Origin of the sequence: Novosphingobium sp. JCM 18896, from assembly GCF_025938095.1 — a bacterium.
Lineage (GTDB): Bacteria > Pseudomonadota > Alphaproteobacteria > Sphingomonadales > Sphingomonadaceae > Novosphingobium.
Genome location: NZ_JAPCZF010000002.1, coordinates 839,948 through 865,048, shown reverse-complemented (window position 1 = coordinate 865,048; position 25,101 = coordinate 839,948). Strand labels below are relative to the sequence as shown.

The following is a 25,101-nucleotide window of genomic DNA, read 5'->3' as shown; positions in this document are numbered from 1 at the left end:
AGAAAAATGGCAGAAATCTAAGGATTTGCTTGATGACGCGGGGACACTTTCTCAACCTTTGCGAACTAGCCAGCGCCGCAACGGGTCGCGAGTCAGGCCGCCAGAGAGCGGCCGTTCAAAAGTCGATGAGGTCGAAATGGTGCGGGTACGTCGGTTCACCCTGGGGTTCACCCTGGGGTCCAGTCTGAAGGCTGGATTGGGGGCAATATTCGGGTCGCTCGAGAAGCGGCTGCTCGGCGCGGTGCTGCTGATCGTGGCGTGCACCTGCGCGCTGCAAGTGATCTCGCAGGATCGCGCGTACAAGCTGCGCGTCGAGAGCGAGGAGCTGCGCGAAGCGGCGACGAACACCGAACACGCCGAACAGCTGGTCAAGCTGGTCGCGCAGTTCCGGCTGGCGACGCATCTCTATCTCTCCCCCGCCTCGGCGAGCGAGACATCGTCGAGCGAGGCCGGCCGCGCCGACGGCGAGATGACCGACGTCGCCATTCGCATCGGCGAACAGATCAACGCGCTGCGCGCCAGCGGCATGGAGCTCTACGGCCTGCAGCAGGACATCGCCGTGCTCGCCGACATCGACCAGCACGTCGCGACGATCGCCGAGGTCCGCGCCAATCCCACCTCGGGCCGCGCCGAGCGCAGCGCGATCGACGAGCGCAACGCGCAGATGGCCTCGCTCGCCGCCGCGATCGAAGCCAAGGCCAGCGCCGACCGCGACGGCGCCTACGACCAGCTCAGCCGGTCGAGCGACAACTGGCAGATGCTCGTCGTCGGTGCCGGCACCGTGACGATCGCCTTCGCGCTGCTGATCCTGATCGACCTGCTGCGCAACATCCTGCCCGCGCTGCGCCGCATGCACGTCGCGCTGCGCCGCCTCGCCCAGGGCGATCTCGATTTCGAGGTCGGCGATTTCCGCCTGCGCGAGCTGAAAGCACTGTCGGGCTCGCTCGAAACCTTCCGCCGCAATGCCCAGGCGGTGAAGAACCTGGCTTTCACCGATCCTTCGACCGGCCTGCCCAACCGCCGGGCCTTCATCGAGCGCACCGCGCAGAAGCTCGCTGGTGGCGACGGCGAGAGCTTTCTGGTGATGCTGGGCGACATCGACCGCTTCAAGCACGTCAACGACGACTATGGCCACGCGGTCGGCGACCGGCTGGTCAAGCTGATCGGCGAGCGCATGGGCGCTCTGCTCGGCGACCAGGCGATCGTCGCGCGCACCGGCGGCGACGAATTCGCGATCTGCGTGCCGCTTGCCGGCAGGGCCGCCGCCACGCTCGGCACCGATCTGGTCACGGCGATGCGCGATCCTTTCGATCTGGATGACTATACCGTGGCGATCAGCGTCTCGCTGGGTCTGGTCGAGACGAAGGGGGTCGAAGCCGGGGGCGCCCATGCCGAACCCGACGTCAACGCACTGATCAACCAGGCCGACCTCGCACTCTATGCCGCGAAGAACGGCGGCCGCAACCGCGCCACGCGCTTCACCGCCGATCTCGAGGAAGAGCGCGAGCTCAGCCGCGCGCTCGAACGCGACCTCGCGCTGGCGCTCGACGAAGGCCAGCTGCGCATGGTCTATCAGCCGATCCATTCGATGACTGGCGGCGAGGACGAGGTCGAGGCCCTCGTGCGCTGGCAGCACCCGCTGCTCGGCGAGATCAGCCCGGCGCGCTTCATCCCCGCGGCCGAGCGCTCGGGCCTGATGGTCCAGCTCGGCTACTGGATCGTCCAGCGCGCGCTCGACGACCTGTCGCGCTGGCCGCACCTGTCGATGAGCATCAACCTGTCGCCGCTGCAGCTGCAGCAGGAGGGCTTCGTCGGCTTCCTCATGGACTGCTGCCGCAGCCACGCGATCACGCCGCAACGCGTGATCCTGGAGGTCACTGAATCGCTGTCGATCGAACGCAACACGCGCGCGCTGATGACCCTGAACCTGCTGCGCAACGCCGGCTTCCGCATCGCGCTCGACGATTTCGGCACGGGCTATTCGTCGCTGTGCATGATGAAGACCTTCAAGTTCGACCGCCTCAAGCTCGACCGAAGCCTGATCACCGATCTCGGCAAGGACCCGACCTCGCAGGCGGTGTTCGACGCCGCCGTGACCATGGCCTTGCGCATCGGCGCCGAGGTCGTCGCCGAGGGCATCAGCGACGAAGGCCTCGTCGATCCGGTGCGCAGCGCGGGCTGCACCCACGTCCAGGGCTACCACTACAGCCGGCCGATCGAGGCCGAGGCGGTGGACGGTTATTACGAGGCGGGACCGACGGCCGATCGCAAGAGCGACCGCAAGGTGGCCTGACACCCTTGCCCTTCGGGCAGGACGGTTCCACATAGCGGGCGATGCTCACGCAGTTCCACACGCTGGCCGACGGCCGCCGCATCGCCTACCGCTTCAACCCCGGAAGTGCCCCCGGAGCTGCCGGAGCCGCTGGCCCGGCGCTGGTGTTCCTGCCCGGCTACATGTCCGACATGGCCGGCGGCAAGGCGACCGCGCTGTTCGACTGGGCGGTTGCGCGAGGACGCGCCTGCCTGCTGCTCGACTATTCGGGCTGCGGCGAGAGTCCGGGCGACTTCGCCGACGGAACCCTGTCGCGCTGGCGTGACGAGGTGCTGGCGCTGATCGCGGCGCAATGCCCGGGGCCCGTCGTGCTGATCGGATCGTCGATGGGCGGCTGGCTGATGCTGCTCGTCGCGCTGGCCCTGCCGGCCGAGCACCGCGCCGGGCTGATCGGCCTCGCCCCCGCGCCCGACTTCACGACCTGGGGCTATACGCCCGCCGACAAGGCCAGGCTCGAAGCGGGCGAGACCATTTTCGAGCCCAACCAGTACGGCCCCGAACCCACCCCGACCCACGCCCGTTTCTGGGCCGACGGGCAGCAGCACCTGCTCCTCGCCGACGAGATCGCGCTCGATTGTCCGGTGCGGCTGATCCACGGCCAGGCCGATCCCGACGTGCCTTGGGAAGTGTCGATGCGGCTCGCCGCGGTGCTGCGTTCAGCCGACGTGCAGGTCGCGCTCATCAAGGACGGCGACCACCGCCTCTCGCGCGACGGCGACATCGCGCTGCTGCTGCGCACGGCAGCGGCTCTGACCGGGGAGGCCGGCTGACGGAGCCCGGAATGTCCTTCGCACTTGCCCTTCTCGCGGCCCAGGTCGGCGCCCTCAACACGCCCGGCGCCGCACCGCCGCTGCCCCACGAACGCGATGCCACGCCGCTGCGGCCGCCGCCGCGCAACCGCGCCAAGGCTGCCGGGGCGCCCGCCCCGATAGCTGCGGAGAAGGTCTGCCCGCAGACCGGCGATTTCGCCGCCGACGCCGATGCCTCGCGCGCCTGGGCGGCAAGGGCGAGCGGCACCGAACGCGCCAAGGCCAACGAATGCCTGGGCACCCTGCTCGGCATGACCGGCCGCTGGACCGAATCCGCCACCGCCTTCGGCGAAGCGCGCCAGGAAGCGGGCACCCCGCAATGGCGCGCACGGTTGGGTGCGGCGGCGGGCGAAGCCGCGCTCAACGCCAGCGATCCCGCGACGGCGCTGACCATGCTCGACGCCGCGATCGTCGACGCGCTCGACAGCCCCGCCATGTCGGGCTTCGTCGCGCTGCTGCGCGCCCGCGCGCTGGTCGCGCTCAAGCGCGATGCCGAGGCCGAAGCGCCGCTGGCGCAGGCGCGTGCGGCGGCGCCGAACGATGCCGAGATATGGCTGCTCTCGGCCACGCTCTCGCGCCGGCTGAACAAGCTGACTGAAGCGCAGGCACAGATCGAGAAGGCAGCCGCGCTGAAGCCGGTCGATCCCGCGATCGGGCTCGAAGCCGGCGTCATCGCCGTGCTCGGCGGACGCGACGAGGCCGCGCGCCGATCGTGGCAATCGGTCATGTCCACCGCGCCCGACAGCGCCGAGGCGAGTACCGCCAAGGGCTATCTGGCGCAGCTCGATCCGGCGCTGGCCGCCAAGCCGACACCGAAACCCACGGAGCCGCCTTCACGATGATTCCGCTTTCGGTCCTCGATCTCGTCCCGGTGCGCGAAGGCGGCACCGTCGGCCAAGCGCTCGCCGAGAGCGCCGCGCTCGCGCGGGTCGCCGAAGAGGCCGGCTACCGGCGCTTCTGGATCGCCGAACACCACGGCATGGAAGGCATCGCCGGCGGCGCGACCGCGGTCGCGCTCGCGCATGTCGGGCAGGCGACCTCGACGATCCGCATCGGCGCCGGCGGCATCATGCTGCCCAACCACAATCCGCTGGTCATCGCCGAGCAGTTCGGCACGCTCGACGCGCTGTTCCCCGGCCGCATCGACCTCGGCCTCGGCCGCGCGCCCGGCGCCGATCAGCGCGTCGCGCAGGCCTTGCGCCGCAACCTGATGGAAGCCGCCGAACGCTTTCCGCAGGACGTCGTCGAACTGCAGGCGCGCTTTGCCGGCGAGGCAATGCCGATCATGGCGACGCCGGGCAGCGGCGCGCCGGTCGAAATGTGGATCCTCGGCTCGAGCCTGTTCGGTGCGAGCCTGGCTGCACATCTCGGCCTGCCTTTCGCCTTCGCCTCGCATTTCGCGCCGGCCCAGCTCGACCAGGCGCTGCTGATCTATCGCGAGCGCTTCCAGCCTTCGGAAACGCTCGACAGGCCGCATGTCATGGCCGCGATGAACGTGATCGCCGCCGATACCGACGAGGAAGCCGCGCTGCTCTCGACCTCGGGCGACCAGTCCTTCGTCGCGCTGCGCACGGGCAATCCGGGCAAGCTCAAGCCGCCGGTGCCGCACTATCGCGACAGCCTGCCGCCGGCCGTGCGCGAAGGGCTCGACTTCGCGCGCCAGGCCAGCGCCGTCGGCAGCCCGGCAACGGTGCGCGCGCAGATGCAAGCCTTCATCGAACGGACACGGGCCGACGAAATCATCGTCGCCGGTGCCATCTGGGATCCTCAGGCGCGGGAACGATCCCTGCGACTGACCATTGAGGCCCTGAGCTAGGGCCGCATAGAACGGGGAGCGAAGCCATGCCGTCACAGAAACATCTGGCGAGCGCGATGGCCGAACAGTTGTCGGCCTCGCTGCTGACCGGCGAAGAGGGGTTCAGCAAGCAGGGCCTGGCCGAGGCCGCGCGCGTCGTGCTCGAGGCCGCCTACGACCGCAAGCCGGGCCAGTCGGCAATCGTGGTCGAGGCCGTCACCGGCGCGATCACCGAGCGCCTTACGCGTATCGCCGTGGTCAACGACGACATGCCGTTCCTGGTCGATTCGATCGCCGCGACGGTCGACGCCGAAGGGCTGGCGATCGACCGTCTGGTCCATCCGATCGTCACCACCCGGCGCGGCACCGAGGGCCAGCTCAAGGAGCTCGGCACCGACGATCCAGACAACGCCAAGGCCCAGCGCGAATCGATCGTCTATGTCGAGACCCCGCGCGCCGACGCGCGTACCCGCGTAAGGCTGCGCTCGGCGCTGGCGGCGACCCTGGAAGAGGTCCGCCTGGCGGTCGAGGACTGGCCGAAGATGCAGGCGGCGATGGCGGCCGATGCCGATCGTCTGGCCGAACAAGCCGGTGTCGAAACCGAGGGCGTCGCGCTGCTGCGCTGGTTCCGCGAAGGGCGCATGACCCAGCTCGGCCATGTCCTCTATGGCCGCGACGGCCGCAAGACCAAGGCGCTCGGCATCAGCCGGCTCGGCGATCGGGTCCTACCCTCGGACGCCAGCTTCGCGCGCGCCTTCGCCTGGTTCGATGCCCAGGCCAAGGCCAAGCGCGATCCCGCGCCGCTGGTGCTCAAGTCCGACGAGATCAGCCACGTCCATCGCCGCGTGCCGGTCGACCTGGTCTTCGTACCCGTGATCGAAGGCGGTAAGGTCACCGCCATTTCCACCCATGCGGGCCTCTGGACCAGCGCCGCGCTGGCCTCGCCGCCCGACCAGGTGCCCGGCCTGCGCGCCTCGCTCGCCGATCTCATGCAACGCTTCGGCTTCGACCGGCGCGGGCACGACGGCAAGGCGCTGGTCCACGCGCTGACCACCCTGCCGCACGACCTGCTGATCGCCTTCGAGGCCGAGGACCTGAGCCGCGTCGCCACCGCGATGATGAGCCTGGTCGATCGCCCGCGGCCGCGCATCCTGCTCGTGCGCTCGGCGCTCGACCGGCATCTCTATGCCTTCGTCTGGCTGCCGCGCGATGCGATGTCGACCGCGCTGCGCCTGCAGGTCCAGGCGCTGCTCGCCGAGGCCGCGCATTCGCCGGTGATCGACTGGAACCTCGAGATCGCCGCCAACCTCGCGATGATGCGCTTTGTCATCGACATCGACGACGACGCGACCACGCCCGACGAGGCCGAGCTCGACCGCGTCTTCGCGGCGATGGTCCGCGGCTGGCCCGCGGCGGTCGAGGCCGAGCTCGTCGAACACGATTCGCCGGCGCGCGCCGCCGCCCTCGCCGCGCGCTTCGCCGAGGCCTTCCCGCTGGCCTATCGCACCGACTACGGCCCGGCCGAAGCCGCCGCCGACATCATGCGGCTGCGCGGCCTGGCGGTCGAGGTGATCGACGCGCCGCACCGCGACGCGCGCTTCCACTGCCGCGAGGGCTGCGGCGGCGGCCAGGTCCAGCTCAAGCTCTATCAGCGCCGCGGCAAGCTCGAGCTGTCCGACGCTGTGCCGATGCTCGAGAACTTCGGCTTCCGCGTCGCCGGCGACGTGCCGACCCTGCTCGACACGTCCGAGACCGAGGGCGGCGAACTCGGTGCGATCCACGACTTCACGCTCGACCTGCCGCGCGGGCTGAGCGCCGGGGACCTGCTGGCGCGCGCCGCCGAGGTCGAAGCGGCGATCGCCGCTGTGCTCAACGGCATGGCCGAGGACGATGCGTTCAACCGGCTGATCACCGCCACCGGCCTCGCCGCGCACGAGGCGAACTGGCTGCGCGCCTGGTATCGCTACTTGCGCCAGGCGACGCTGTCCTTCGGCATCGCCACGGTGGTCGATGCGCTGGCCAATGCGCCGCGCGTCGCGCGCGGGCTGATCGCGCTGTTCGTCGCGCGCCACGATCCCGCCTTCGCCGGCGATCGCGCCAAGGCCGAAGCCGCGGCAGAGGACGAAATCCGCGACGGGCTGGCCCAGGTTTCGGCGATCAACGACGACCGTTTGCTGCGCCATTATCGCGCGCTTGTTGCAGCCATGCTGCGCAGCAATGCCTTCGTCGTGCCGCAGCATAATGCGCCCGAAACCGCGCTCGCGTTCAAGATCGATTCGGCCCAGGTGCCCGGCCTGCCGCGGCCGGTGCCGTGGCGCGAGATCTTCGTCTATTCGCGCCGGGTCGAGGGTATCCACCTGCGCGCCGGCCCGGTCGCACGCGGCGGCCTGCGCTGGTCAGATCGCCGCGACGACTTCCGCACCGAGATCCTCGGGCTGATGAAAGCGCAACGCGTCAAGAATGCGGTGATCGTGCCGACCGGCGCCAAGGGCGGCTTCTATCCCAAGCGTCTGCCCGATCCCGCGGCCGACCGCGAGGGCTGGCTGGCCGAGGGCAAGGCCAGCTACCAGGTCTTCATCCGCACCTTGCTGTCGATCACCGACAACATCCAGGGCGGCAAGGTCGTCCACCCCAAGAGCGTCGTCATCCGCGACGGCGAGGATCCCTATTTCGTCGTCGCCGCCGACAAGGGCACGGCGACCTTCTCCGACACGGCCAATGCCCTGGCCGAAGAGAAGGACTTCTGGCTCGACGACGCCTTCGCCAGCGGCGGCTCGAAGGGCTACGACCACAAGGCCATGGGCATCACCGCGCGCGGCGCTTGGCTGTCGGTCCGCCGTCACTTCCTCGAACGCGGGGTCGACGTGCAGAGCGAGTCGGTGCGCGTCGTCGGCTGCGGCGACATGTCGGGCGACGTCTTCGGCAACGGCATGCTGCTGTCGAAGGCCTTGAAGGTCGTCGCCGCCTTCGACCACCGCCATGTCTTCCTCGATCCCGATCCCGATCCGGCGAAGAGCTGGGCCGAGCGCGACCGCATGTTCGCACTGCCGCGCTCGTCTTGGGACGACTACGACAAGGGGCTGATCTCGAAGGGCGGCGGCGTCTTCCCGCGGTCGCTCAAGTCGATCCCGCTGAGCCCCGAGATCCGCGCGGTGCTCGACATCGAGGCCGAGAGCACCGATCCCGAAACCTTGATCTCGGCGATCCTCAAGGCCCCGGTCGACCTGCTGTGGTTCGGCGGCATCGGCACCTATGTGAAGGCCGCGGGTGAGAACAACGTCCAGGTCGGCGATCCGGCCAACGACGGGCTGCGGGTCGACGGGCGCGAGGTGCGCGCGCATGTCATCGGCGAGGGCGCCAACCTCGGCTGCACCCAGGCCGGGCGGATCGAGTTCGCGCTTGCCGGTGGCCGGATCAACACCGACTTCATCGACAATTCGGCGGGCGTCGACTGTTCGGACAACGAGGTCAACATCAAGATCGCGCTGGCTTCGGCGAAGCGCGACGATCGCCTGACGGAGAAAGCCCGGGTCAAGCTGCTCGGCGACATGACCGACGACGTCGCCGAATTGGTCTTGGAAGACAACAGGTTGCAGGCACTCGGCCTGTCGATCGCCGAGGCGCCGGGACCGGCGGCGACGCCGAGCTACATCCGCGTGATCGAGATGCTCGAAGAGCGCGGCCAGCTTGACCGCAAGACCGAGGGCCTGGCCGACAACGAGACGCTGGCACGCCGCGCGGCCGAGGGTTTCGGCCTGTCGCGCCCCGAACTCGCGGTGCTGCTGTCGAGCGTCAAGCTCGCGGTCCAGGCGGGATTGGAAGACTCTTCGCTGCCCGACGACCCCGGCTTGACAGCCGACCTGCTTGCCGCGTTCCCGCCGCAGATGCGGCGAAAGTTCGAGGACGACATCCTCTCGCACCGGCTGCGGCGCGAGATCATCGCCACCAAGCTGGCCAACCGCATGATCAACCGGCTGGGCATCGTCCACCCGCTCGAACTCGTCGAGCAGGAAGGCGCGACCCTGGCGCAAGTCTGCGCGGGCTTCGTCGCCGCCGAGCGGCTGTTCGGCATGGACAAGGTCTGGCAGGCGATCGAGACCGGCGACATGCCCGAGGCCGCGCGCATCCAGCTGTTCGATCGCGCCGCCGCGGCGCTGCGTCCGCAGATCGCCGACCTGCTGCGCACGGGCAGCGGGCAGACCCATCCCTCGGTGCTGATCGAGGCGCTCAAGCCCGGGGTCGACCAGCTCGCCAAGGCCGCGCAGAAGCTGCTCGGCAGCGAGGGCCGCGCGAGCTCGACGCGGCTGCGCGGCGAGCTCGTCGCCACGGGTGCGCCCGAGGCCGAGACCGGCATGGTCGCGCACGTCTTCGACATGGACGGCGCGGTCGGCCTGGCCAGCCTCGCGAGCAGTATCGGCGTCACCGCGACCGCGCTGACCGCGGGCTTCATCGATCTCGGCGCGCGGCTCGGGCTCGACTGGGCCCAGGCCGCGGCGGTGCGGATGAATCCGTCGGATTCGTGGGAGCGCCTGCTCGTCGCCGGCCTCGCGCGCGATTTCCAGCAGATGCGGCTCGATTTCCTCCACCGCGCGGTGACCAAGAAGGGCGATCCGATCGCCGCGGTCGATCGCTGGGCCGAGGCGCAGTCGGGCGCGGTGCGCCAGTTCCGCGCGATGATCGCCCGGGCGCAAACCGCCGTGGCGGTATCGCCGGCGATCCTCGCGCAGCTCGCCAGCCAGGCGAGGAACCTGCTGGCGCGGTAAGCGGCCCATCCTCCCCGTTCCGGGGAGGATGGGCGCTTTGCCTCTCGCAACCTATGATCCACAAAGGATCACAATCCGATAGTACCCCCATTGACGCGGCTCCCGATTTCGCCAATCGAGCGCGGATGGATAAAGCAGACGTCGTCATCGTAGGTGCGGGTCATGGCGGGGCGCAGTGCGCCATCGCGCTGCGCCAGGGGGGTTTCACCGGGTCGATCGTGATGATCGGGCGCGAGCCCGAGCCGCCCTATGAGCGCCCGCCGCTGTCGAAGGAATACTTCGCGCGCGAGAAGACCTTCGACCGGCTCTACATCCGTCCGCCCGCCTTCTGGGAAGAGAAGGACGTCCACCTCCACCTCAACACCGAAGTCACCGCGGTCGATCCCGCGGCCAATCAGGTCACCCTCTCGAACGGCAAGACCCTGGGCTACGGCAAGCTCGTCTGGGCGACCGGCGGCGATCCGCGGCGCCTGTCGTGCCCGGGTTCGGACCTCGCCGGCCTGCACCCCGTGCGCACCCGCGCCGACTGCGACCAGCTGATGGGCGAGATCGACGGCGGCGTGAAGAACATCGTCGTGATCGGCGGCGGCTACATCGGCCTCGAGGCCGCGGCCGTGCTGACCAAGCTCGGCTGCCAGGTCACCCTGCTCGAGGCCCTGCCGCGCGTGCTCGCGCGCGTCGCCGGCGAGGAACTCTCGGCCTTCTACGAGAAGGAACACCGCGACCACGGCGTCGACCTGCGCACCGGCGTGGCGGTCGAGGGCCTGGTCGGAGAAGGCCGCGTCACCGGCGTCCAGCTCGCCGACGGCACCGTCCTCCCCGCCGACGCGGTGATCGTCGGCATCGGCATCGTCCCCGCGGTCGGCGCGCTGATCGCCGCCGGCGCTTCGGGCGGCAACGGCGTCGACATCGACGAATATTGCCGGACCTCGCTGCCCGACGTCTATGCGATCGGCGACTGCGCGGCTTTCGCCGTCGACTATGCCGGCGGCACGGTGATGCGCGTCGAATCGGTGCAGAACGCCAACGACCAGGCGACCTGCGTCGCCAAGGCGATCCTCGGCGACGAGAAGCCCTACAAGGCCTTCCCCTGGTTCTGGTCGAACCAGTATGACCTGCGCCTGCAGACCGCGGGCCTCTCGGTCGGCTTCGACCAGACCGTGCTGCGCGGCAGTCCCGACGACCGCGCCTTCTCGGTGGTCTACCTCAAGGGCGGCAAGGTCATCGCGCTCGACTGCGTCAACATGGTCAAGGACTACGTCCAGGGCCGCAAGCTGGTCGAAGCGGGCGCCAGCCCCGACCTCGCCCAGCTCGCCGACGCGAACGTGCCGCTCAAGGAACTGCTGTAATCCGCTGCCCCCGCCCAAGCGGGGGCACGGTCAGACCGGCGGCAGGCCAGGATTCAGAACCCAACCCGCTCGTGCTGAGCTTGTCGAAGCACCAAGCGCCACAGTCGCGCCAACACCCTTCGACAAGCTCAGGGTGAGCGGGGTTGGTTTTACGACCCGGATCCCGCAATGTCTCAGAACAGCTCGAACTGGTAGTCGGCCAAGGTCTGCGTCAGATCGCGGCGATAGCTGCCGGCATAGGAGTGTCCGTCGCAGGCACCCGTCTGCGTCACGGTGATCGCCAGCGGCGTCGGCACCAGGCGCAAGGTGCAGGCCTTGGGCAGCGGGGCACCGTTGGCGTCGCCCATTTTCACGACCATCGCGTTCGGCCCGTCCCACAGCGCGGCGCGATCCTCGTCGAGCGAGGCCACGTTCCTGTCGGGCAGCTTGAACACACGCAGCGCATAGCCGTTGGCGCGCCGCGGCGTCAGCAGCAGCTTGCGGCCGTCGGCGGCGAGATAGACGCCGCTGTGCACGTAGGAACCGCTCTCGACGTCCTCGGTCCGGTGCAGCATTTCCTCGCGGATGCAATCGCGCAAGACAGTGGGGTCGGCATCGAGCGTACAGCCGCCGTTGTCGTCGACGCCGATCGCGCGGAAAGCGCTGAGCCAGGCGGCCTGGTCGCGGCGCACATAGGCGGCGATCGCGCCGTTCCAGGCGGTCAGCGCCGCAGCATAGGCCGCAGCAATCCGCCCATCGTATTCGCGCATCTGCGGATCGGCGCAGATGATCTTGTCGAGCCGCGTCGTCGCCTTGCCGCAGTCGATGCCGCGCGCCTCGGCCGCGGGGGCCAGGGCGACCAGCCCGATCAACAGGACCAAAGATTTCGCCAGAACGGTCTTCATGCCACCACCCTCCCCGGATCGTCGCAACCCGCCCCAGGCTAACCCGGCGTCCCGCGCCAGGGCAAGTCGCAAGGCGGCGCATTGCCGCCGGCCGGCCGCACCGCGCAGGATCGCCGCACCGTCTGCCGGAGGCCGCCCATGCGTTTCGCTTCGTTCGCCCTGTTTTCCCTAGCACTCGCCCTGCCCGCTGCCGCCCAGGCCGAGACCACCCATTTCCCGATCGTCCGGCCCGGTGCGCCGACCACGGCCGGACCGCCGTTCAGCGCGGCGGTGCAGGTCGGCGACACGCTCTACATCTCGGGCTCGACCGACACCGATCCCGCCACGGGCAAGCCGCCGACCGACCCGCGCGCCGGCGCCAAGCTGCTGATGGACGGCCTCGTGCGCACCCTGACGCGCGCCGGCATGACCACCGACGACCTCGTCTGGGTGCAGATCTTCGCCAGCGACCTCGCCAACTATGCCGTGTTCAACGAAGTCTACCGCACCTATTTCAAGGGCCCCCTGCCCGCGCGCGCCTTCATCGGCGCGGGGAGCCTGCTGGGCGGGGCGAACTTCGAGATCATGGGAATCGCGGCGAAGGAGAAGAAGTAGTTCGCGCTATATCCTTCCTACGCCCATTCCCAGATCATCACACATCAACGCCGTCGCCCCTGCGAAGGCAGGGGCCCAGCCGCGTTCTCGTTCTGACGGGGGTGGGCCTGAAGGCTCCGTCGGTTAGGCCCCTGCCTTCGCAGGGGCGACGAGAGACTAGCGATGTTCGCAGAGCCGTAAGGCCGCCCAATCGGCGGCTTCGGCGACGACCGGATCGGGATCGGCGCGCAGCGCTTCCACTTGGGTCGCCAAAGCCAAGTCGCCGCTGTTCCCCGCGGCGATCAGGCAGTTGCGGACGAAACGGTCGCGGCCGATGCGCTTGATCGGCGAGCCCGAGAACAGCGCGCGGAAGCCCGCGTCGTCGAGCGCGAGCAATTCGTCGAGCCGCGGCGCGACGAGTTCGGCGCGTGGCAGGAACTGGCGCATGGCATGCGCCTCGTCGGCGAACTTGTTCCACGGGCAGGCGGCCAGGCAATCGTCGCAGCCGTAGATGCGGTTGCCCAGAGCCTCGCGGAACTCCTCCGGGATCGGGCCTTTGTGCTCGATCGTCAGGTAGGAGATGCAACGCCGCGCATCGAGCCGGTAAGGCGCGGGGAAAGCCTGGGTCGGGCAGGCGTCCTGGCAGGCGCTGCACGAACCGCAGCGATCCTCGCCGGGTTCGTCGAGAGGCAGCGCGAGCGTCGTGTAGATCGCGCCGAGGAACAGCCAGGAGCCGTGCTCGCGGCTGACCAGGTTGGTGTGCTTGCCCTGCCAGCCGAGCCCGGCCGCCTCGCCCAGCGGCTTTTCCATGACCGGCGCCGTATCGACGAAGACCTTGACGCCGATCTCGCCCAGCCCGCGCTTCTTCGCCGTCTCGACCAGCCAGCGCGCCAGCGCCTTGAGCGCCTTCTTGACGACGTCGTGGTAATCCTTGCCTTGCGCATAGACCGATATCCGCGCGCGATCGGGATGCGCGGCGAGCGCCGTCGGATCGGTCGCCGGCGCATAGGACATGCCGAGGCCGATCACGCGCTGCGCCTCGGGCCAGAGCCCCTGCGGCGAGCGGCGGTGGTGCGCGCGCTCGGCCATCCAGTCCATCGAGCCGTGCATGCCCTCGGCCAGCCAGTCCTCGAGCGCCAGCGCCGTGCGCGCGTTCTCGCTCGCCGGCGCGACGCCGAAAGCCGCGAAGCCCAGCCGCGCCGCTTCCGCCGCCAGGTCGGCGCGCAGTTCGGTCATGACTTCGGGATTAACCAAACTCGATCAGGCTCCTATTCACACGCCACGATTAATCGCGCAGGCTATGAAGATGGACGTAGGGGATCGGGCCGGAACCGGCAACTTGGGTGCCACGGGCGAGCGACCGCTGGCGATCGAGGCGCGCGGCCTGGTCAAGCGCTTCGATGGCTTCACCGCGGTCGACGGGGTGGACCTGGCCGTGCCCGAGGGCGCGATCTACGGCATCCTCGGCCCCAACGGCGCGGGCAAGACCACGACCCTGCGCATGCTGCTGGGTATCATCGACCCCGACGCCGGCCTGCGCCGCGTGCTCGGCGCCGAACGGCCGCACGACGTCGCCCATGCCATCGGCTACCTGCCCGAGGAGCGCGGGCTCTATCCGGCGATGAAGGCCTATGAGGCGATCGCCTTCGTCGGCGCGCTGCGCGGCCTGCCGCTGGCCGAAGGGCGCAAGCGCGGCAAGGCGCTGCTCGAGGAGCACGGCCTCGGCTATGCGATCGATCGCCAGATCCGCCAGCTCTCCAAGGGTATGGCGCAGCAGGTGCAGATCCTCGGCACCTTGGTGCATGAGCCGAAGCTGGTGATCTTCGACGAGCCTTTCTCGGGCCTCGACGCGCTCAACCAGGGCAAGCTCGAGAAGATGATGCGCGGGCTCGCCGAAAAGGGCACGACGGTGATCTTCTCGACCCACGTCATCGCCCACGCCGAGCGGCTCTGCGACGAGGTCGCGATCATCGCCGGCGGCAAGGTGCCCTTCGCCGGGCCGGTCGATGTCGCGCGCGACCGCATCCGCCCGCAGGTGCGGCTCGAAACGCGCGCCGACGACGGCACCTGGCGCGCCGCCCTGCCCGCCGACGTGCGGCGCGAGGGGCGGTTCTGGAACTTCATCCTGCCCGAGAGCGGCATCGAGCCGCTGTTGCGCGCGCTGATCGAAGGCGAGGCCGGGATCCTCTCGCTGTCGATCGAGCGCGCCGGGCTGCACGACGCCTTCGTCGCCATCGCCGGCGAGGCCGCGGCGCGCGCGCTCGAGGAAGGCACCAGCGAGGAGCAGCGCGCATGACCCCGCATCCCGCCCAGGGCCGCCTGTCGACCTTCGCCGCCGCGCTGGTGATCGCCCGGCGCGATTTCACCGCGATCCTGTTCAGCCGCAGCTTCATCTTCTTCCTTATCGGGCCGCTGTTCCCGGTGATCGTCGGCGTGCTCGCCGGCGGGATCGGCCAGCAGGTCCACGAGAGCGCCGCGCAGCCCGTGCTCGGCGTGGCCATGCGCGCGGCCGATGCCGACGCGATGATCGCCGCGCGCAAGGCGCTCGACCCGCGGATCGGCGCGAACCTGCCCGAATTCGTGGTGATCCGCCGGCTCGCGCCGGGCGAGCCTTTCGATCCGGCCGAAGCGCTCAAGGGCACTGGCGCCAACCTCGCGGCGATCGCCAGCGGCTCGCCCGCGGCGCTGGTGCTGACGGGCCCCAAGGAGCGCATCGAATGGTGGCAGGGGCCGGTCTCGGTCGTCGCGGCCGAGGCGCTCGGCCGCGGGCCCAAGACCTACCCGACCGTTTCGCTCGCGAGCACGAAGACCACCACCACCGCCGACAAGACCGACACCCGCATGCGCACGGCGCAGGCCGGGCAGACCCTGCTGTTCCTGCTGACGATGCTGCTGGCGGGCATGGTCCTGTCGAACCTCGTCGAGGAGAAGGGCAACAAGATCATCGAGATCCTGGCCGCGGCGATCCCGATGGATGCGGTGTTCTTCGGCAAGCTCTTCGCCATGCTCGGGGTCTCGCTGGTCGGCATCGCGGTCTGGGGCGCGACCGGCGGGCTGATCGTGCTGGCCGGCGGGCAGTCGCTCGAAAGCCTCGCCGATCCCGCGGTCGGCTGGCCGCTTTTCTTGGCGCTGGGGGCGATCTACTTCGCCCTGGCCTATCTGCTGATCGGCTCGGTCTTCCTGGCGATCGGCTCGATGGCGACGACCGTGCGCGAAGTGCAGACCCTGTCGATGCCCGCGACGATGCTGCAGCTCTTCGTGTTCTTCTTCGCCACCTATGCGATGACGCGCCCGGGCTCACCGGTCGAGCTCGCCGCGGTGCTGGTGCCGTTCTCGTCGCCCTTCGCCATGCTCGCGCGCGCGGCGCAGGACAGCGCGGTCTGGCCGCATCTCGCGGCGATCGGCTGGCAGGTGCTGTGGGTCGTGCTGCTGGTGCGCGCGGGCTCGCGGCTGTTCCGCAAGCGCGTGATGAAGTCGGGGCCGCAGGGGACCAAGCCGAAGCGGCGCGGCCTGTTCGCACGCAAGGCGCGCGCCTGACGCGCAGGATTGACGATTCGGCGGACGCCACCGATCTTGCAGTCATGGACGCCGTTCCCTCGCTTGGCCGCCGCCGCTTCCTGATCGGGCTCGCCGCTTCGGCCGCGCTGCCCGCGCTTGCCGCCTGCGGCAGCGACCCGGCCCAGGCCGCAGCCTTTCCGGTCAGCTACAGCGATGCCGAATGGCGCCGCCGGCTGACCCCCGCGCAGTTCCACGTGCTGCGCGAGCACGGCACCGAAAGCCCGGGTACCTCACCGCTGAACCGGGAGCACCGCCGCGGCACCTTCGTCTGCGCGGCCGACGGCAACCCGCTGTTCGCCTCTTCGACCAAGTTCGAGAGCGGCACCGGCTGGCCGAGCTTCTATCGCCCGCTGGCACGCGCGATCGGCACGACGCGCGACCGCTCCTTGGGCATGGTGCGCACCGAAGTGCACTGCGCGCGCTGCGGCGGCCACCTCGGCCACGTCTTCGACGACGGGCCGGCGCCGACGGGCCTGCGCTATTGCATGAACGGCGTGGCGATGCAGTTCCGCCCCGCCTGAGCCGGGCTCAGGCGATGCGGCGCGTCACCACCGAGGCCTGCGGCGCTTCGAGCGGCCGGTTAACCGGCTGCAGCTGCGCCGCGAGCTTGGCGAGTTCGTCGAAGGTGAAGACCTGCTGGAACACGAGGCCATAGGCCGTGGCCGAGCGCCAGGTGACACTGCCGGTCAACGACGGGAAGCCCTTGGCCGAGATGCGCAGCTTCTGGCGGATCGCCAGCGGCAGGTCGGTCTCGATCCGCGCGCCTTCGCGCGAGAGATCGCGGATCCGCGCCTCGGCGCTTTTGCCGTCGACCTCGAGCGTGGCGGGAAATTCGATCCGCAGGCGCAGCGCGCGCTTGGGATAGGGGCTGGCCTCGGCGATGAAGTCCTGGACGTCGATCCAGTCGGCGAAACGGAAGCCCGCATGATCGCCGCCTTCCCAGACGCGCTCGAGCTCGAAGCGTTCGCCCGAGGACAGTTCGAGCGTGAACGCGGGAATCTGCGGCAGCGGGTGGAAGGTGCGCAGCCGCACGCCGCTGGCCGAGACGTCGCGGATGATGCAGAGGTATTCGCCGTGATCGCAGATCAGCTTGGCGCTGCGGATCAGCAGCGTGAAACGCGGTGCCGCGCGCAGATCCTCGACGGAAATCTCCGTCGTCCGCCCGGGCCCCTGGTTCGATTGCGCTTCGTCCATTCCGCACCTGATCGTTGCCCGAACGGCGCGTACACCCGCGCCGTCGTAACCGATTTCACACCGGAGGATATGCGATCCGACCTAATGTCTTATTAATTCGCGCTTCAGGACTCGAACGGGCGGGCGCCGCTAAAGAAGAAGAGCCCGGCAGCCTAGGCTACCGGGCCCCGAAAAGACTAAGCAAGCACGATCAGAACTTGTAGCCGACCGTACCGCCGAAGGTCAGTGGTTCACCGATCGGCGCATAGGTGCGCGTCGTCGGGCGGTAGTGTACCTTGTAGATCTTGTTCGTCAGGTTGTTGCCCCAGACGCGAACGTAGAAGTGGTCGGTCGGATCGGTCCAGGTGACCGATGCGTTGACGAGGGCATAGGCCCCCTGCCGCGCGCGCTGCTCGTTTGCCCGCGCGAGGTAGGGCTGGCCGGCAGCCCCAGCAGCCGTGAAGATCTGCTGGTTGTTCGGGGCGACGCCGCCCCCGCCCGCGGCGGCCAGGCGCGCGGTGTAGGAGGCGTCGGTTTCGCCACCCCAGATCGACGCGTCGGTCACGACGTAGCTGGTGGTGTACTTGAGGTTGGCCGCGAAGGTCAGCCCGCCGTCACCCTGCGGCACCTTGTATTCGAGCCCGACGAAGCCCGAGAAGTCCGGCGCGCGCACCATCTGCATGCCCGAGATGTCCTGCCAGGCCGGCGGAATGAACACGTTGGTCATGCCGCGCAGCGGATCGGCCGAATTCGGGAAGGCCGGCGTGGCCGCCGGGTTGACCGAGGTCCCGCGATAGTAGGCACCGTCGCCATAGCGTGCGTGCAGCCAGGTGGCGCCGGCGTTGATCTTGAAGTCGGGCGTCACGTTGAAGCTGAAGTTGCCCTCGATGCCCTTGATCCGGGCCTCGGGGATCGTCTGCAGCAGCACGCCGGTCACGCCGTTGACGAACTGGACAGAGCTGACCTGGAGATCGTGGTACTTGTAGTAGAAGCCGGCGAGATCGAAGCTGTAATTGCTGCCCGCGCCCTTGATGCCGACTTCGAAGGCGTCGATCGTCTCCTGGCCGATCTGACCGAACTGCTTCCAGGTGGCGGCATTGTCGAACGGAATGACGCCGTTCCATTCGCCCGCCTTGAAGCCCTGCGAATAGCTGGCGTAGACGTTCATGCGCGGCGCGATCTCATAGCGGAGCGAGGCGCGCGGGGTGAACTTGCTATAGGTCGATCCGTTGGCCGCGTTGTAGTTCTGCCCGCGTGTGCCGCCGAACGGCACGGTGATCGCCGTCGCGCCCAACGCCGCGCAGCCCGTCAGGACGGCGCAGTACGAGGTCTTCACCGCGGTGATGTCCTGCGTTTCCTTGCTGTAGCGGCCGCCCACGTTGAGGCTGAGCTTGTCGCTCATGTGGAAGGTCGCATCGAAGAACAGCGCGAAGGCTTCCTTCTTGCGCGCATAGTCGCTGGTCGAGGCGAGGCGATAGGATGAGAACGGCGTCCCCGGGCCCGAGGTGGCGGTGTTCGGGAACACGTAGTTGGCGTTCTCGCGACCCTTCCCGAACTTCTCCTTGTTCTGGAAGTAGGTGCCGCCGAGGATCAGATCGAGGTTCTCGATGGCGTTGATCGTGAAGTCGACGTTCTCCTGCCAGGTATCCTCATAGATCAGCGAGTCCGAGATCGTGTCGTTGGCGGCGCCGGTGAGACCGAAGGCGCTGTAGCGACCGTCGGAATCGTAAGTCGTCACCAGGGTCGAGTGCTGGTAGCCGGTGACCGAGCGCAGGACGCCGATGCCGGTATCGAGTTCGAGCTTGAGCGCGCCTTCGTGCTGCTTGAAGTCGAGCACGGCGGCGTCTTCGGAAACCTCGCCCAGGTTGCGCGGGGTGAAGCCCGCGGTCAGGTTCTCGAACGGGGTGAAGAAGGCACCGCGCGGATCGTTGGCGCGCGTGTAGTTGTAAGACAGCGTCGCCGTCAGCGCGCCCATCTCACCCTTGAGCTTGGCGCGGATCGATTCCTGCTCGAGCCCGAAGGTGCGGCCGTCGGTCTTGGTCGTGTCGGTGAGGCTGACCTTCTTGTAGTAGCCGTCGGTCTTGCGATAGGTACCGGCGATGCTGAAGCCGACGTTCTCGCTCAGCGGCCCCGAGATGTAGCCGCGCGCACGGCGATCGTCGAAGCGGCCATAGGTCACCTCGACATTGCCCTTCATGTCGCTGGTCGGATCGAGCGTATCGAGCAGGATCGCGCCGCCGGTCGCGTTGCGGCCGTAGAGCGCGCCCTGCGGGCCCTTGAGCACCTGGACGCTCTGCACGTTGGGCAGGTCCATGTTCAGGATCTGCGGGGTGATCTGGTAGAGACCGTCGACCCAGAGCGCGACGTTGTTCTCGTACGAGCCCGAGTTCGTCGTGGTGACGCCGCGGATCGCCGGCTGCGGATAGGTGCCGCTGTTGTTGAGCGAGAAGCCCGAGGTCACGTTCTGCAGGTCGCGCACGCTGTTGACGCCGAGTGCGCTCAGCGTTTCGGGCGTGACGACGGTAACCGTCATCGGCACGTCCTCGAGCGCTTCCGCGCGACGCTGCGCGGTCACGACGATCGTGTTGTTGTCGACGCTGGCTTCCTCGGCAGCCTGGGCAAAGGCCGGGCTGGCGAGGAACGGCGTGGTCAGGGCCGTGGCGCCGATCAGGGCGATCCACCGGCGGCGTGATTCGAATCTGTTCTTATGTGTTTTCATTGCATCCTCCCCTTCTTTGTCATTCGATTATGTCGAATTCTCCTCACGCACGGGTCCGCGCGCGCAATCGCGCGGGATTCGAGACCCGATATTGAGCTGGTGCGGACGGCGGGACTCGAACCCGCACTGGGATACCCAAGCGGATTTTAAGTCCGCTGCGTCTACCATTCCGCCACGTCCGCGGGGCGCTGCAACGCCGTCTCTCGCAGACGGGTGGGCCGGTAGCAACCGTCCACTATCGGCTCACCCGACGTTCAGGCGAGCACGCATTTCCTTACCCGGCTTGAAATAGGGCACCCGCTTCTCGGGCACGTCGACCGTATCGCCGGTGCGCGGGTTGCGGCCCTTGCGGGCTTCGCGCTGGCGCGTCGAGAAGGCGCCGAAGCCGCGCAGCTCGACCCGGCCGCCTTGCGCCAGGCTTTCGGTCACCTCGTCGAAGAAGGTATCGACCGCGCGCTCGACGTCCTCGATGCGCAGTTCGGGATTCTCCTTGGCCAAGGCCTGCAGAAGCTCGGATCGGATCATAAGATGAGTACCCCTTAACCGTGACCCGGACCTTTCGCGAAAAGGTCCCCCGCCCGGACGGCCATCCCCGCCATTCTCGTGCAGAAGCAAAATGCCACTTTGGTGTCGTATTCGCAACATGGAAAGCTGGAACGCCGGGGTTAAGTCGCCCAATTTTACCGCTGCGTATCATTTCGGTGACGCGCGCGAGCATGAGAACGGCGTTTTCACCGCAGCGCGCTTTTCTAGCGCGAAAACAGCGGCTATCCTGCGCGATTACCGCCTTGTCGAAGGACCCTCCCCACCCATGAAGCACCCGCGCCGATGAAGCCGATGTCCCTGTGGAACGAAGGCGACTGGATCGCCGCGATCGGCGCGCTGTCGCTTTTCGTCTTCCTCGGCATCGGCGCCCTGATCGCCACGCGTAAGAGCGACGATTTCGCCGGCCACCCACGCGGACTCTTCGTGCTGTTCTATGCCGAGATGTGGGAGCGCTTCTCCTACTACGGTATGCGCGCGTTGCTGATCCTTTATCTGACCAAGTTCTGGCTGTTCGGCGACGGCAAGGCCAACCTGATCTACGGCGCCTATACCAGCCTGGTCTACATCACCCCGGTGCTCGGCGGCTATCTGGCCGACCGCTATCTCGGCCAGCGCAAGGCCGTGGTCTTCGGCGGCGTCCTGCTCGCGCTGGGCCATCTGTTCATGGCCTATGAGGGCATCCAGGGCGCGACCGACCCGCTGGTCAAGCAGAGCGACCCGGCGATCAGCGTGTTCTGGGCAGCGCTCGCGCTGATCATCGTCGGCTCGGGCTTCCTCAAGGCGAACATCTCGGTGATCGTCGGCCAGCTCTACGGCCTGCGCGACACCCGCCGCGACGCGGCCTACACGATCTTCTACATGGGCGTGAACGTCGGCGCCTTCCTCGGCACGATCCTCGTCGGTTATCTCGGCGAGACGATCGGCTGGTCGTGGGGCTTCGGCCTCGCCGGCATCGGCATGGTGCTGGGCCTGATCGTCTTCATGCTCGGCAAGCCCGCGCTCAAAGGCCAGGGCGAGCCGCCGCGGCCGCTGTTGGGCAACCACGAATGGCTGCTCTACGCCGTGGGCGTCGGCGCGGTCGTGGTGATCTGGTTCCTGATCCAGTACCAGGGCGTGATCCAGGGCCTGCTGATGGTGAGCGGCGTGGCCATGCTCGGCTACACGCTCTACGAAGCCTTCAAGCTGCCCAAGGAACCGCGCGAGCGCATGTTCGCGATCCTGTTCCTGATCGCGCTCAATCCGATCTTCTGGGGCCTGTTCGAGCAGGCCGGCGGCTCGCTGAGCCTCTACACCGACCGCTTCGTCGACCGCCAGGGCGTGCCGACCAGCCTGTTCCAGGCGATCAACCCGATCTACATCGTCGTCTTCGGCCCGGTCTTCGCCGCGCTGTGGCAGTGGCTCGGCCGCAAGGGACTCGAACCCTCGGCCCCGGCCAAGTTCGGCCTGGCGCTGGTCCAGGTCGGACTCTCGTTCCTGGTCTTCGTCTGGGGCGCCCGCGCCGTGGGCCTGGAGGCGATGACCCCGGTCATCTTCGTCTTCCTGATCTACCTGCTGGCGACCACGGGCGAGCTGTGCCTCTCGCCGGTCGGCCTCTCGGCGATGACCCGGCTGGCGCCGGTGCACCTGGGCTCCTTCATCATGGGCGCCTGGTTCTACATGACCGCGGTCGGCAACTTCGTCGCGGGCAAGATCGGCGAGGCCACCGGCGGCGAGAGCGGCGAGATGTCGAAGGAACTGACCCTGGGCATCTACGAGCAGATCGGCTGGATCACGATCGGCGTCGCCGTGGTCGTATTGATCCTGTCGCGCTGGGTGAAGCGCTGGATGCACCTCGACACGCTCGAAGACCGCGTCACCCCGGCCGACCAGGCGAGCGTGCCCGGTGGTGGCGAGGGTGAGGCGGCTGCGGTCGGCCTGCCCAAGGCCTGAGACGGTCGGGGGCCTGAGACGGTCGGGGGCTTTCGCCCCCGACAACCTCCGTCCGACCTAGTCCCGGGGCTGGCTGACCGCGACGATCGTCAGGCGGCGTTCGTGACCGTCGCGATCGGGCCAGACGATCGACTGCCCCGTGCCGAGCCCGATCAGCCCGGCACCGACCGGCGTCAGGATCGAGATCCGGCCAGTGGCGATGTCGGCCTCGCGCGGGAAGACGATCTCGACGGTGCGATCGGCACCGCTGGCCTCGTCGACGAATTCGACGCGCGCGCCCATCGTCACCACGTCGGGCGCGATCGCCTGACGGGCGTGCAGGGTCGCGCGGCTGATCTCCTCGATCAGCATCGCGCTGACGTCGGGAAGCCGGTCCTCCACGCTGAGCGCGAGGTTCGAGAGCGCCTCGGCCTCGCTGTCGATCATATGTATCGGGGGCCGCGGTGCGGCCTTCTGCGTCTTCATGCCTGAATACCTTCCGGAGAGCGCGCGATCACGCGCGCGGGGATCGCTGGTCACCCCGGGCTCGGGGCGCGCGGCTCCGGAACCCGGGGCTAGATGCCCGCGAGAAGCTGACCCCCGTGGAGGCGGAAACGGCTGGAAACGACCGGGTTCGGCATGACGTGATGATGCGATGCGACGGGCGCGGAGTCAAACGAGCCGACGGCGGCTCGCCGGCTCAGGCCCGCGCTTCGCTGACCCCGGCGCTGTTGTGGCGCAGCGCCTTGAGCACCGTATCGACGATCTGCGGCGCGTTGAGGCCGGCGGTGTCGTACTGCTTGTCGGGCGCGTCGTGATCCTGGAACACGTCGGGCAGACGCATCGTGCGGATCTTGAGGCCCGCATCGGTCAGCCCCTCGTCGCTGGCCATGGTCAGGACGTGCGCGCCGAGGCCGCCGATCGAGCCTTCCTCGATCGTGATCACGACCTCGTGCGTGGCGATCAGCTTGCGGATCAGCTCGTCGTCGAGCGGCTTGACGAAGCGGAGGTCGGCGACGGTGGTCGACAGGCCCTTGGCCTCGAGCTGGTCGGCCGCCTTGAGCGCTTCGGCGAGGCGCGTGCCGAGCGAGAGCAGCGCGATCTTGCTGCCCTGCCGGACCACGCGGCCCTTGCCGATCGCGAGCCGTTCGGGCTTCTCGGGCAGCGGTACGCCCGTGCCGTTGCCGCGCGGATAGCGGAAGGCGATCGGGCCGCTGTCATGGCAAGCGGCAGTGTGCGTCATGTGCACGAGCTCGGCCTCGTCGGCCGCGGCCATGACCACCATGTTGGGCAGGCTCGCCAGATAGGTCACGTCGAACGAACCCGCATGGGTCGCGCCGTCGGCACCGACCAGGCCGGCGCGGTCGATCGCGAAGCGCACGGGCAGGTTCTGGATCGCGACGTCGTGGACCACCTGGTCGTAGGCGCGCTGGAGGAAGGTCGAATAGATCGCGCAGAACGGACGCATGCCCTGCGCGGCGAGGCCCGCGGCGAAGGTCACCGCGTGCTGCTCGGCGATGCCGACGTCGAAGGCGCGATCGGGGAAGGTCTGCTCGAACTTGTCGAGCCCGGTGCCCGAGGGCATCGCCGCGGTGATCGCGCAGACCGTCTGGTCGCGCGTGGCCTCGGCGATCAGCGCCTGGGCGAAGACGTTGGTATAGCTCGGCGGACCGGCGGCACCCTTGGCCTGCTCGCCGGTGACGACGTTGAACTTCTGCACGCCGTGATACTTGTCGGCGCTCGCCTCGGCCGGGGCATAGCCCTTGCCCTTGGTGGTGACGACGTGGATCAGGCACGGGCCCTCCGCGGCGTCGCGCACGTTCTCGAGCACGGGGATCAGCTGGTCGAGGTTGTGGCCGTCGATCGGGCCGACGTAGTAGAAGCCCAGCTCCTCGAAGAAGGTGCCGCCCATGGCCATGCCGCGGGCGAATTCGTCGGTCTTCTTGGCAGCGCGGTGCAACGGCTCGGGCAGCTTGCGCGAGATGCGCCGCGCGAGGTCGCGGATGCCGAGGAACTGGCGCGAGGAGACGAGCTTGGCGAGATAGGCCGATAGCCCGCCGACCGGCGGCGCGATCGACATGTCGTTGTCGTTGAGGATCACCACCAGGCGGTTGCCCGCCTGCTTGGCGTTGTTCATCGCCTCGTAGGCCATGCCCGCGCTCATCGCGCCGTCGCCGATCACGGCGATGCCGCGGCCCGGTGTGCCCGCGAGCTTGTTGGCGACGGCAAAGCCCAGCGCGGCCGAGATCGAGGTCGAGCTGTGCGCCGCACCGAAGGGATCGTATTCGCTCTCGGAGCGCTTGGTGAAGCCCGAGAGCCCGCCACCCTGGCGCAGGGTGCGGATGCGGTCGCGGCGGCCGGTGATGATCTTGTGCGGATAGGCCTGGTGGCCGACGTCCCAGATCAGCCGGTCGGCCGGGGTGTTGAACACGTAATGGATCGCGACGGTCAGCTCGACCACGCCGAGCCCCGAGCCGAGATGCCCGCCGGTCTGTCCGACGGCGGAAATCGTCTCCAGGCGGAGCTCATCGGCGAGCTGGCGCAAGTGCTCGGGCGCGAGCTTGCGCAGGTCGTCTGGGGTATCGATCGTGTCGAGCAGCGGCGTGGCCGGATCGGCGGTCATTGCATGGCCCTTACACCCTCGATTATCTGGTGTCGATTGAGGCCTTACGCATTATTACCAGAGGCCTGC

18 protein-coding genes and 1 tRNA gene are annotated in these 25,101 nt (G+C 68.6%); 11 read left to right on the top strand and 8 right to left on the bottom strand.

Annotation, left to right across the window (positions count from 1 at the left end; translation table 11 throughout):
* The first annotated feature begins 136 nt into the window (after positions 1-136).
* The 6 genes from OLX23_RS10090 (at position 137) to OLX23_RS10065 (ending at position 11,048) form a co-directional block, all read left to right on the top strand.
* Complete coding sequence (locus OLX23_RS10090; RefSeq protein WP_264444818.1) at positions 137-2,293, top strand: putative bifunctional diguanylate cyclase/phosphodiesterase; 2,157 nt, start codon at positions 137-139, stop codon at positions 2,291-2,293.
* 41 nt (positions 2,294-2,334) lie between these two features.
* Positions 2,335-3,102, top strand: a complete 768-nt coding sequence (locus OLX23_RS10085; RefSeq protein WP_264444817.1) for an alpha/beta hydrolase — start codon at positions 2,335-2,337, stop codon at positions 3,100-3,102.
* Positions 3,103-3,113: 11 nt separating this feature from the next.
* Complete coding sequence (locus tag OLX23_RS10080) at positions 3,114-3,983, top strand: hypothetical protein (RefSeq protein ID WP_264444816.1); 870 nt, start codon at positions 3,114-3,116, stop codon at positions 3,981-3,983.
* On the top strand, positions 3,980-4,957 hold the full coding sequence (locus tag OLX23_RS10075; RefSeq protein WP_264444815.1) for an LLM class flavin-dependent oxidoreductase: 978 nt from the start codon (positions 3,980-3,982) through the stop codon (positions 4,955-4,957). Before OLX23_RS10080 ends, OLX23_RS10075 begins: the two co-directional genes overlap by 4 nt.
* A 26-nt stretch (positions 4,958-4,983) precedes the next feature.
* A complete protein-coding gene (locus OLX23_RS10070) occupies positions 4,984-9,699 on the top strand; it encodes an NAD-glutamate dehydrogenase (protein ID WP_264444813.1) in 4,716 nt (1,571 codons plus the stop codon).
* 125 nt (positions 9,700-9,824) lie between these two features.
* On the top strand, positions 9,825-11,048 hold the full coding sequence (locus tag OLX23_RS10065; protein ID WP_264444811.1) for an NAD(P)/FAD-dependent oxidoreductase: 1,224 nt from the start codon (positions 9,825-9,827) through the stop codon (positions 11,046-11,048).
* Positions 11,049-11,221: 173 nt separating this feature from the next.
* Here OLX23_RS10065 and OLX23_RS10060 read toward each other — a convergent pair whose 3' ends face one another.
* Complete coding sequence (locus OLX23_RS10060; protein WP_264444809.1) at positions 11,222-11,932, bottom strand: hypothetical protein; 711 nt, start codon at positions 11,930-11,932, stop codon at positions 11,222-11,224.
* 138 nt (positions 11,933-12,070) lie between these two features.
* Here OLX23_RS10060 and OLX23_RS10055 point away from each other — a divergent pair, with 138 nt between their 5' ends.
* A complete protein-coding gene (locus tag OLX23_RS10055; RefSeq protein ID WP_264444807.1) occupies positions 12,071-12,526 on the top strand; it encodes a RidA family protein in 456 nt (151 codons plus the stop codon).
* A gap of 156 nt (positions 12,527-12,682) precedes the next feature.
* Here OLX23_RS10055 and queG read toward each other — a convergent pair whose 3' ends face one another.
* The gene (gene queG / locus OLX23_RS10050) at positions 12,683-13,741 is read right to left on the bottom strand and encodes a tRNA epoxyqueuosine(34) reductase QueG (RefSeq protein WP_264444928.1); all 1,059 of its coding nucleotides are present in this window, start codon (positions 13,739-13,741) and stop codon (positions 12,683-12,685) included.
* Between the two features lie 70 nt (positions 13,742-13,811).
* Here queG and OLX23_RS10045 point away from each other — a divergent pair, with 70 nt between their 5' ends.
* Genes OLX23_RS10045 through msrB form a run of 3 tightly spaced genes read left to right on the top strand, consistent with a single transcriptional unit; the run spans position 13,812 to position 16,584 of the window.
* On the top strand, positions 13,812-14,801 hold the full coding sequence (locus OLX23_RS10045; RefSeq protein ID WP_264444805.1) for an ABC transporter ATP-binding protein: 990 nt from the start codon (positions 13,812-13,814) through the stop codon (positions 14,799-14,801).
* Positions 14,798-16,042, top strand: a complete 1,245-nt coding sequence (locus tag OLX23_RS10040) for an ABC transporter permease (protein WP_264444803.1) — start codon at positions 14,798-14,800, stop codon at positions 16,040-16,042. Before OLX23_RS10045 ends, OLX23_RS10040 begins: the two co-directional genes overlap by 4 nt.
* A gap of 44 nt (positions 16,043-16,086) precedes the next feature.
* Positions 16,087-16,584: a peptide-methionine (R)-S-oxide reductase MsrB gene (gene msrB, locus OLX23_RS10035; RefSeq protein ID WP_264444801.1), complete on the top strand. Its 498-nt coding sequence runs from the start codon at positions 16,087-16,089 to the stop codon at positions 16,582-16,584.
* 7 nt (positions 16,585-16,591) lie between these two features.
* On the opposite strand, the gene OLX23_RS10030 is transcribed toward msrB, so the two are convergent.
* From OLX23_RS10030 to OLX23_RS10015, 4 genes are all read right to left on the bottom strand, one after another.
* Positions 16,592-17,257 carry a PilZ domain-containing protein gene (locus OLX23_RS10030; protein ID WP_264444798.1) on the bottom strand — a complete coding sequence of 222 codons (666 nt, stop codon included), beginning with the start codon at positions 17,255-17,257 and terminating at the stop codon, positions 16,592-16,594.
* Between the two features lie 190 nt (positions 17,258-17,447).
* A complete protein-coding gene (locus tag OLX23_RS10025) occupies positions 17,448-19,955 on the bottom strand; it encodes a TonB-dependent receptor (RefSeq protein ID WP_264444796.1) in 2,508 nt (835 codons plus the stop codon).
* 97 nt (positions 19,956-20,052) lie between these two features.
* Positions 20,053-20,137: transfer RNA gene (locus tag OLX23_RS10020), tRNA-Leu, on the bottom strand.
* 61 nt (positions 20,138-20,198) lie between these two features.
* Complete coding sequence (locus OLX23_RS10015; RefSeq protein ID WP_264444794.1) at positions 20,199-20,480, bottom strand: integration host factor subunit beta; 282 nt, start codon at positions 20,478-20,480, stop codon at positions 20,199-20,201.
* A gap of 303 nt (positions 20,481-20,783) precedes the next feature.
* Here OLX23_RS10015 and OLX23_RS10010 point away from each other — a divergent pair, with 303 nt between their 5' ends.
* Positions 20,784-22,430, top strand: coding sequence for a peptide MFS transporter (locus OLX23_RS10010; protein WP_264444792.1), 1,647 nt, complete (start codon positions 20,784-20,786; stop codon positions 22,428-22,430).
* Between the two features lie 57 nt (positions 22,431-22,487).
* Here OLX23_RS10010 and rnk read toward each other — a convergent pair whose 3' ends face one another.
* Positions 22,488-22,895, bottom strand: a complete 408-nt coding sequence (gene rnk, locus OLX23_RS10005; protein WP_264444790.1) for a nucleoside diphosphate kinase regulator — start codon at positions 22,893-22,895, stop codon at positions 22,488-22,490.
* A 214-nt stretch (positions 22,896-23,109) separates the two neighbouring features.
* Positions 23,110-25,032: a 1-deoxy-D-xylulose-5-phosphate synthase gene (dxs, locus tag OLX23_RS10000; RefSeq protein WP_264444789.1), complete on the bottom strand. Its 1,923-nt coding sequence runs from the start codon at positions 25,030-25,032 to the stop codon at positions 23,110-23,112.
* Between the last annotated feature and the right edge of the window lie 69 nt (positions 25,033-25,101).

Coding starts and splice junctions, on each gene's coding strand:
- OLX23_RS10090 (WP_264444818.1), top strand. CDS start 137: ATGGTGCGGGTACGTCGGTTCACCCTGGGGTTCACCCTGGGGTCCAGT.
- OLX23_RS10085 (WP_264444817.1), top strand. CDS start 2,335: ATGCTCACGCAGTTCCACACGCTGGCCGACGGCCGCCGCATCGCCTAC.
- OLX23_RS10080 (WP_264444816.1), top strand. CDS start 3,114: ATGTCCTTCGCACTTGCCCTTCTCGCGGCCCAGGTCGGCGCCCTCAAC.
- OLX23_RS10075 (WP_264444815.1), top strand. CDS start 3,980: ATGATTCCGCTTTCGGTCCTCGATCTCGTCCCGGTGCGCGAAGGCGGC.
- OLX23_RS10070 (WP_264444813.1), top strand. CDS start 4,984: ATGCCGTCACAGAAACATCTGGCGAGCGCGATGGCCGAACAGTTGTCG.
- OLX23_RS10065 (WP_264444811.1), top strand. CDS start 9,825: ATGGATAAAGCAGACGTCGTCATCGTAGGTGCGGGTCATGGCGGGGCG.
- OLX23_RS10060 (WP_264444809.1), bottom strand. CDS start 11,932: ATGAAGACCGTTCTGGCGAAATCTTTGGTCCTGTTGATCGGGCTGGTC.
- OLX23_RS10055 (WP_264444807.1), top strand. CDS start 12,071: ATGCGTTTCGCTTCGTTCGCCCTGTTTTCCCTAGCACTCGCCCTGCCC.
- queG (WP_264444928.1), bottom strand. CDS start 13,741: ATGACCGAACTGCGCGCCGACCTGGCGGCGGAAGCGGCGCGGCTGGGC.
- OLX23_RS10045 (WP_264444805.1), top strand. CDS start 13,812: ATGGACGTAGGGGATCGGGCCGGAACCGGCAACTTGGGTGCCACGGGC.
- OLX23_RS10040 (WP_264444803.1), top strand. CDS start 14,798: ATGACCCCGCATCCCGCCCAGGGCCGCCTGTCGACCTTCGCCGCCGCG.
- msrB (WP_264444801.1), top strand. CDS start 16,087: ATGGACGCCGTTCCCTCGCTTGGCCGCCGCCGCTTCCTGATCGGGCTC.
- OLX23_RS10030 (WP_264444798.1), bottom strand. CDS start 17,257: ATGGACGAAGCGCAATCGAACCAGGGGCCCGGGCGGACGACGGAGATT.
- OLX23_RS10025 (WP_264444796.1), bottom strand. CDS start 19,955: ATGAAAACACATAAGAACAGATTCGAATCACGCCGCCGGTGGATCGCC.
- OLX23_RS10015 (WP_264444794.1), bottom strand. CDS start 20,480: ATGATCCGATCCGAGCTTCTGCAGGCCTTGGCCAAGGAGAATCCCGAA.
- OLX23_RS10010 (WP_264444792.1), top strand. CDS start 20,784: ATGAAGCCGATGTCCCTGTGGAACGAAGGCGACTGGATCGCCGCGATC.
- rnk (WP_264444790.1), bottom strand. CDS start 22,895: ATGAAGACGCAGAAGGCCGCACCGCGGCCCCCGATACATATGATCGAC.
- dxs (WP_264444789.1), bottom strand. CDS start 25,032: ATGACCGCCGATCCGGCCACGCCGCTGCTCGACACGATCGATACCCCA.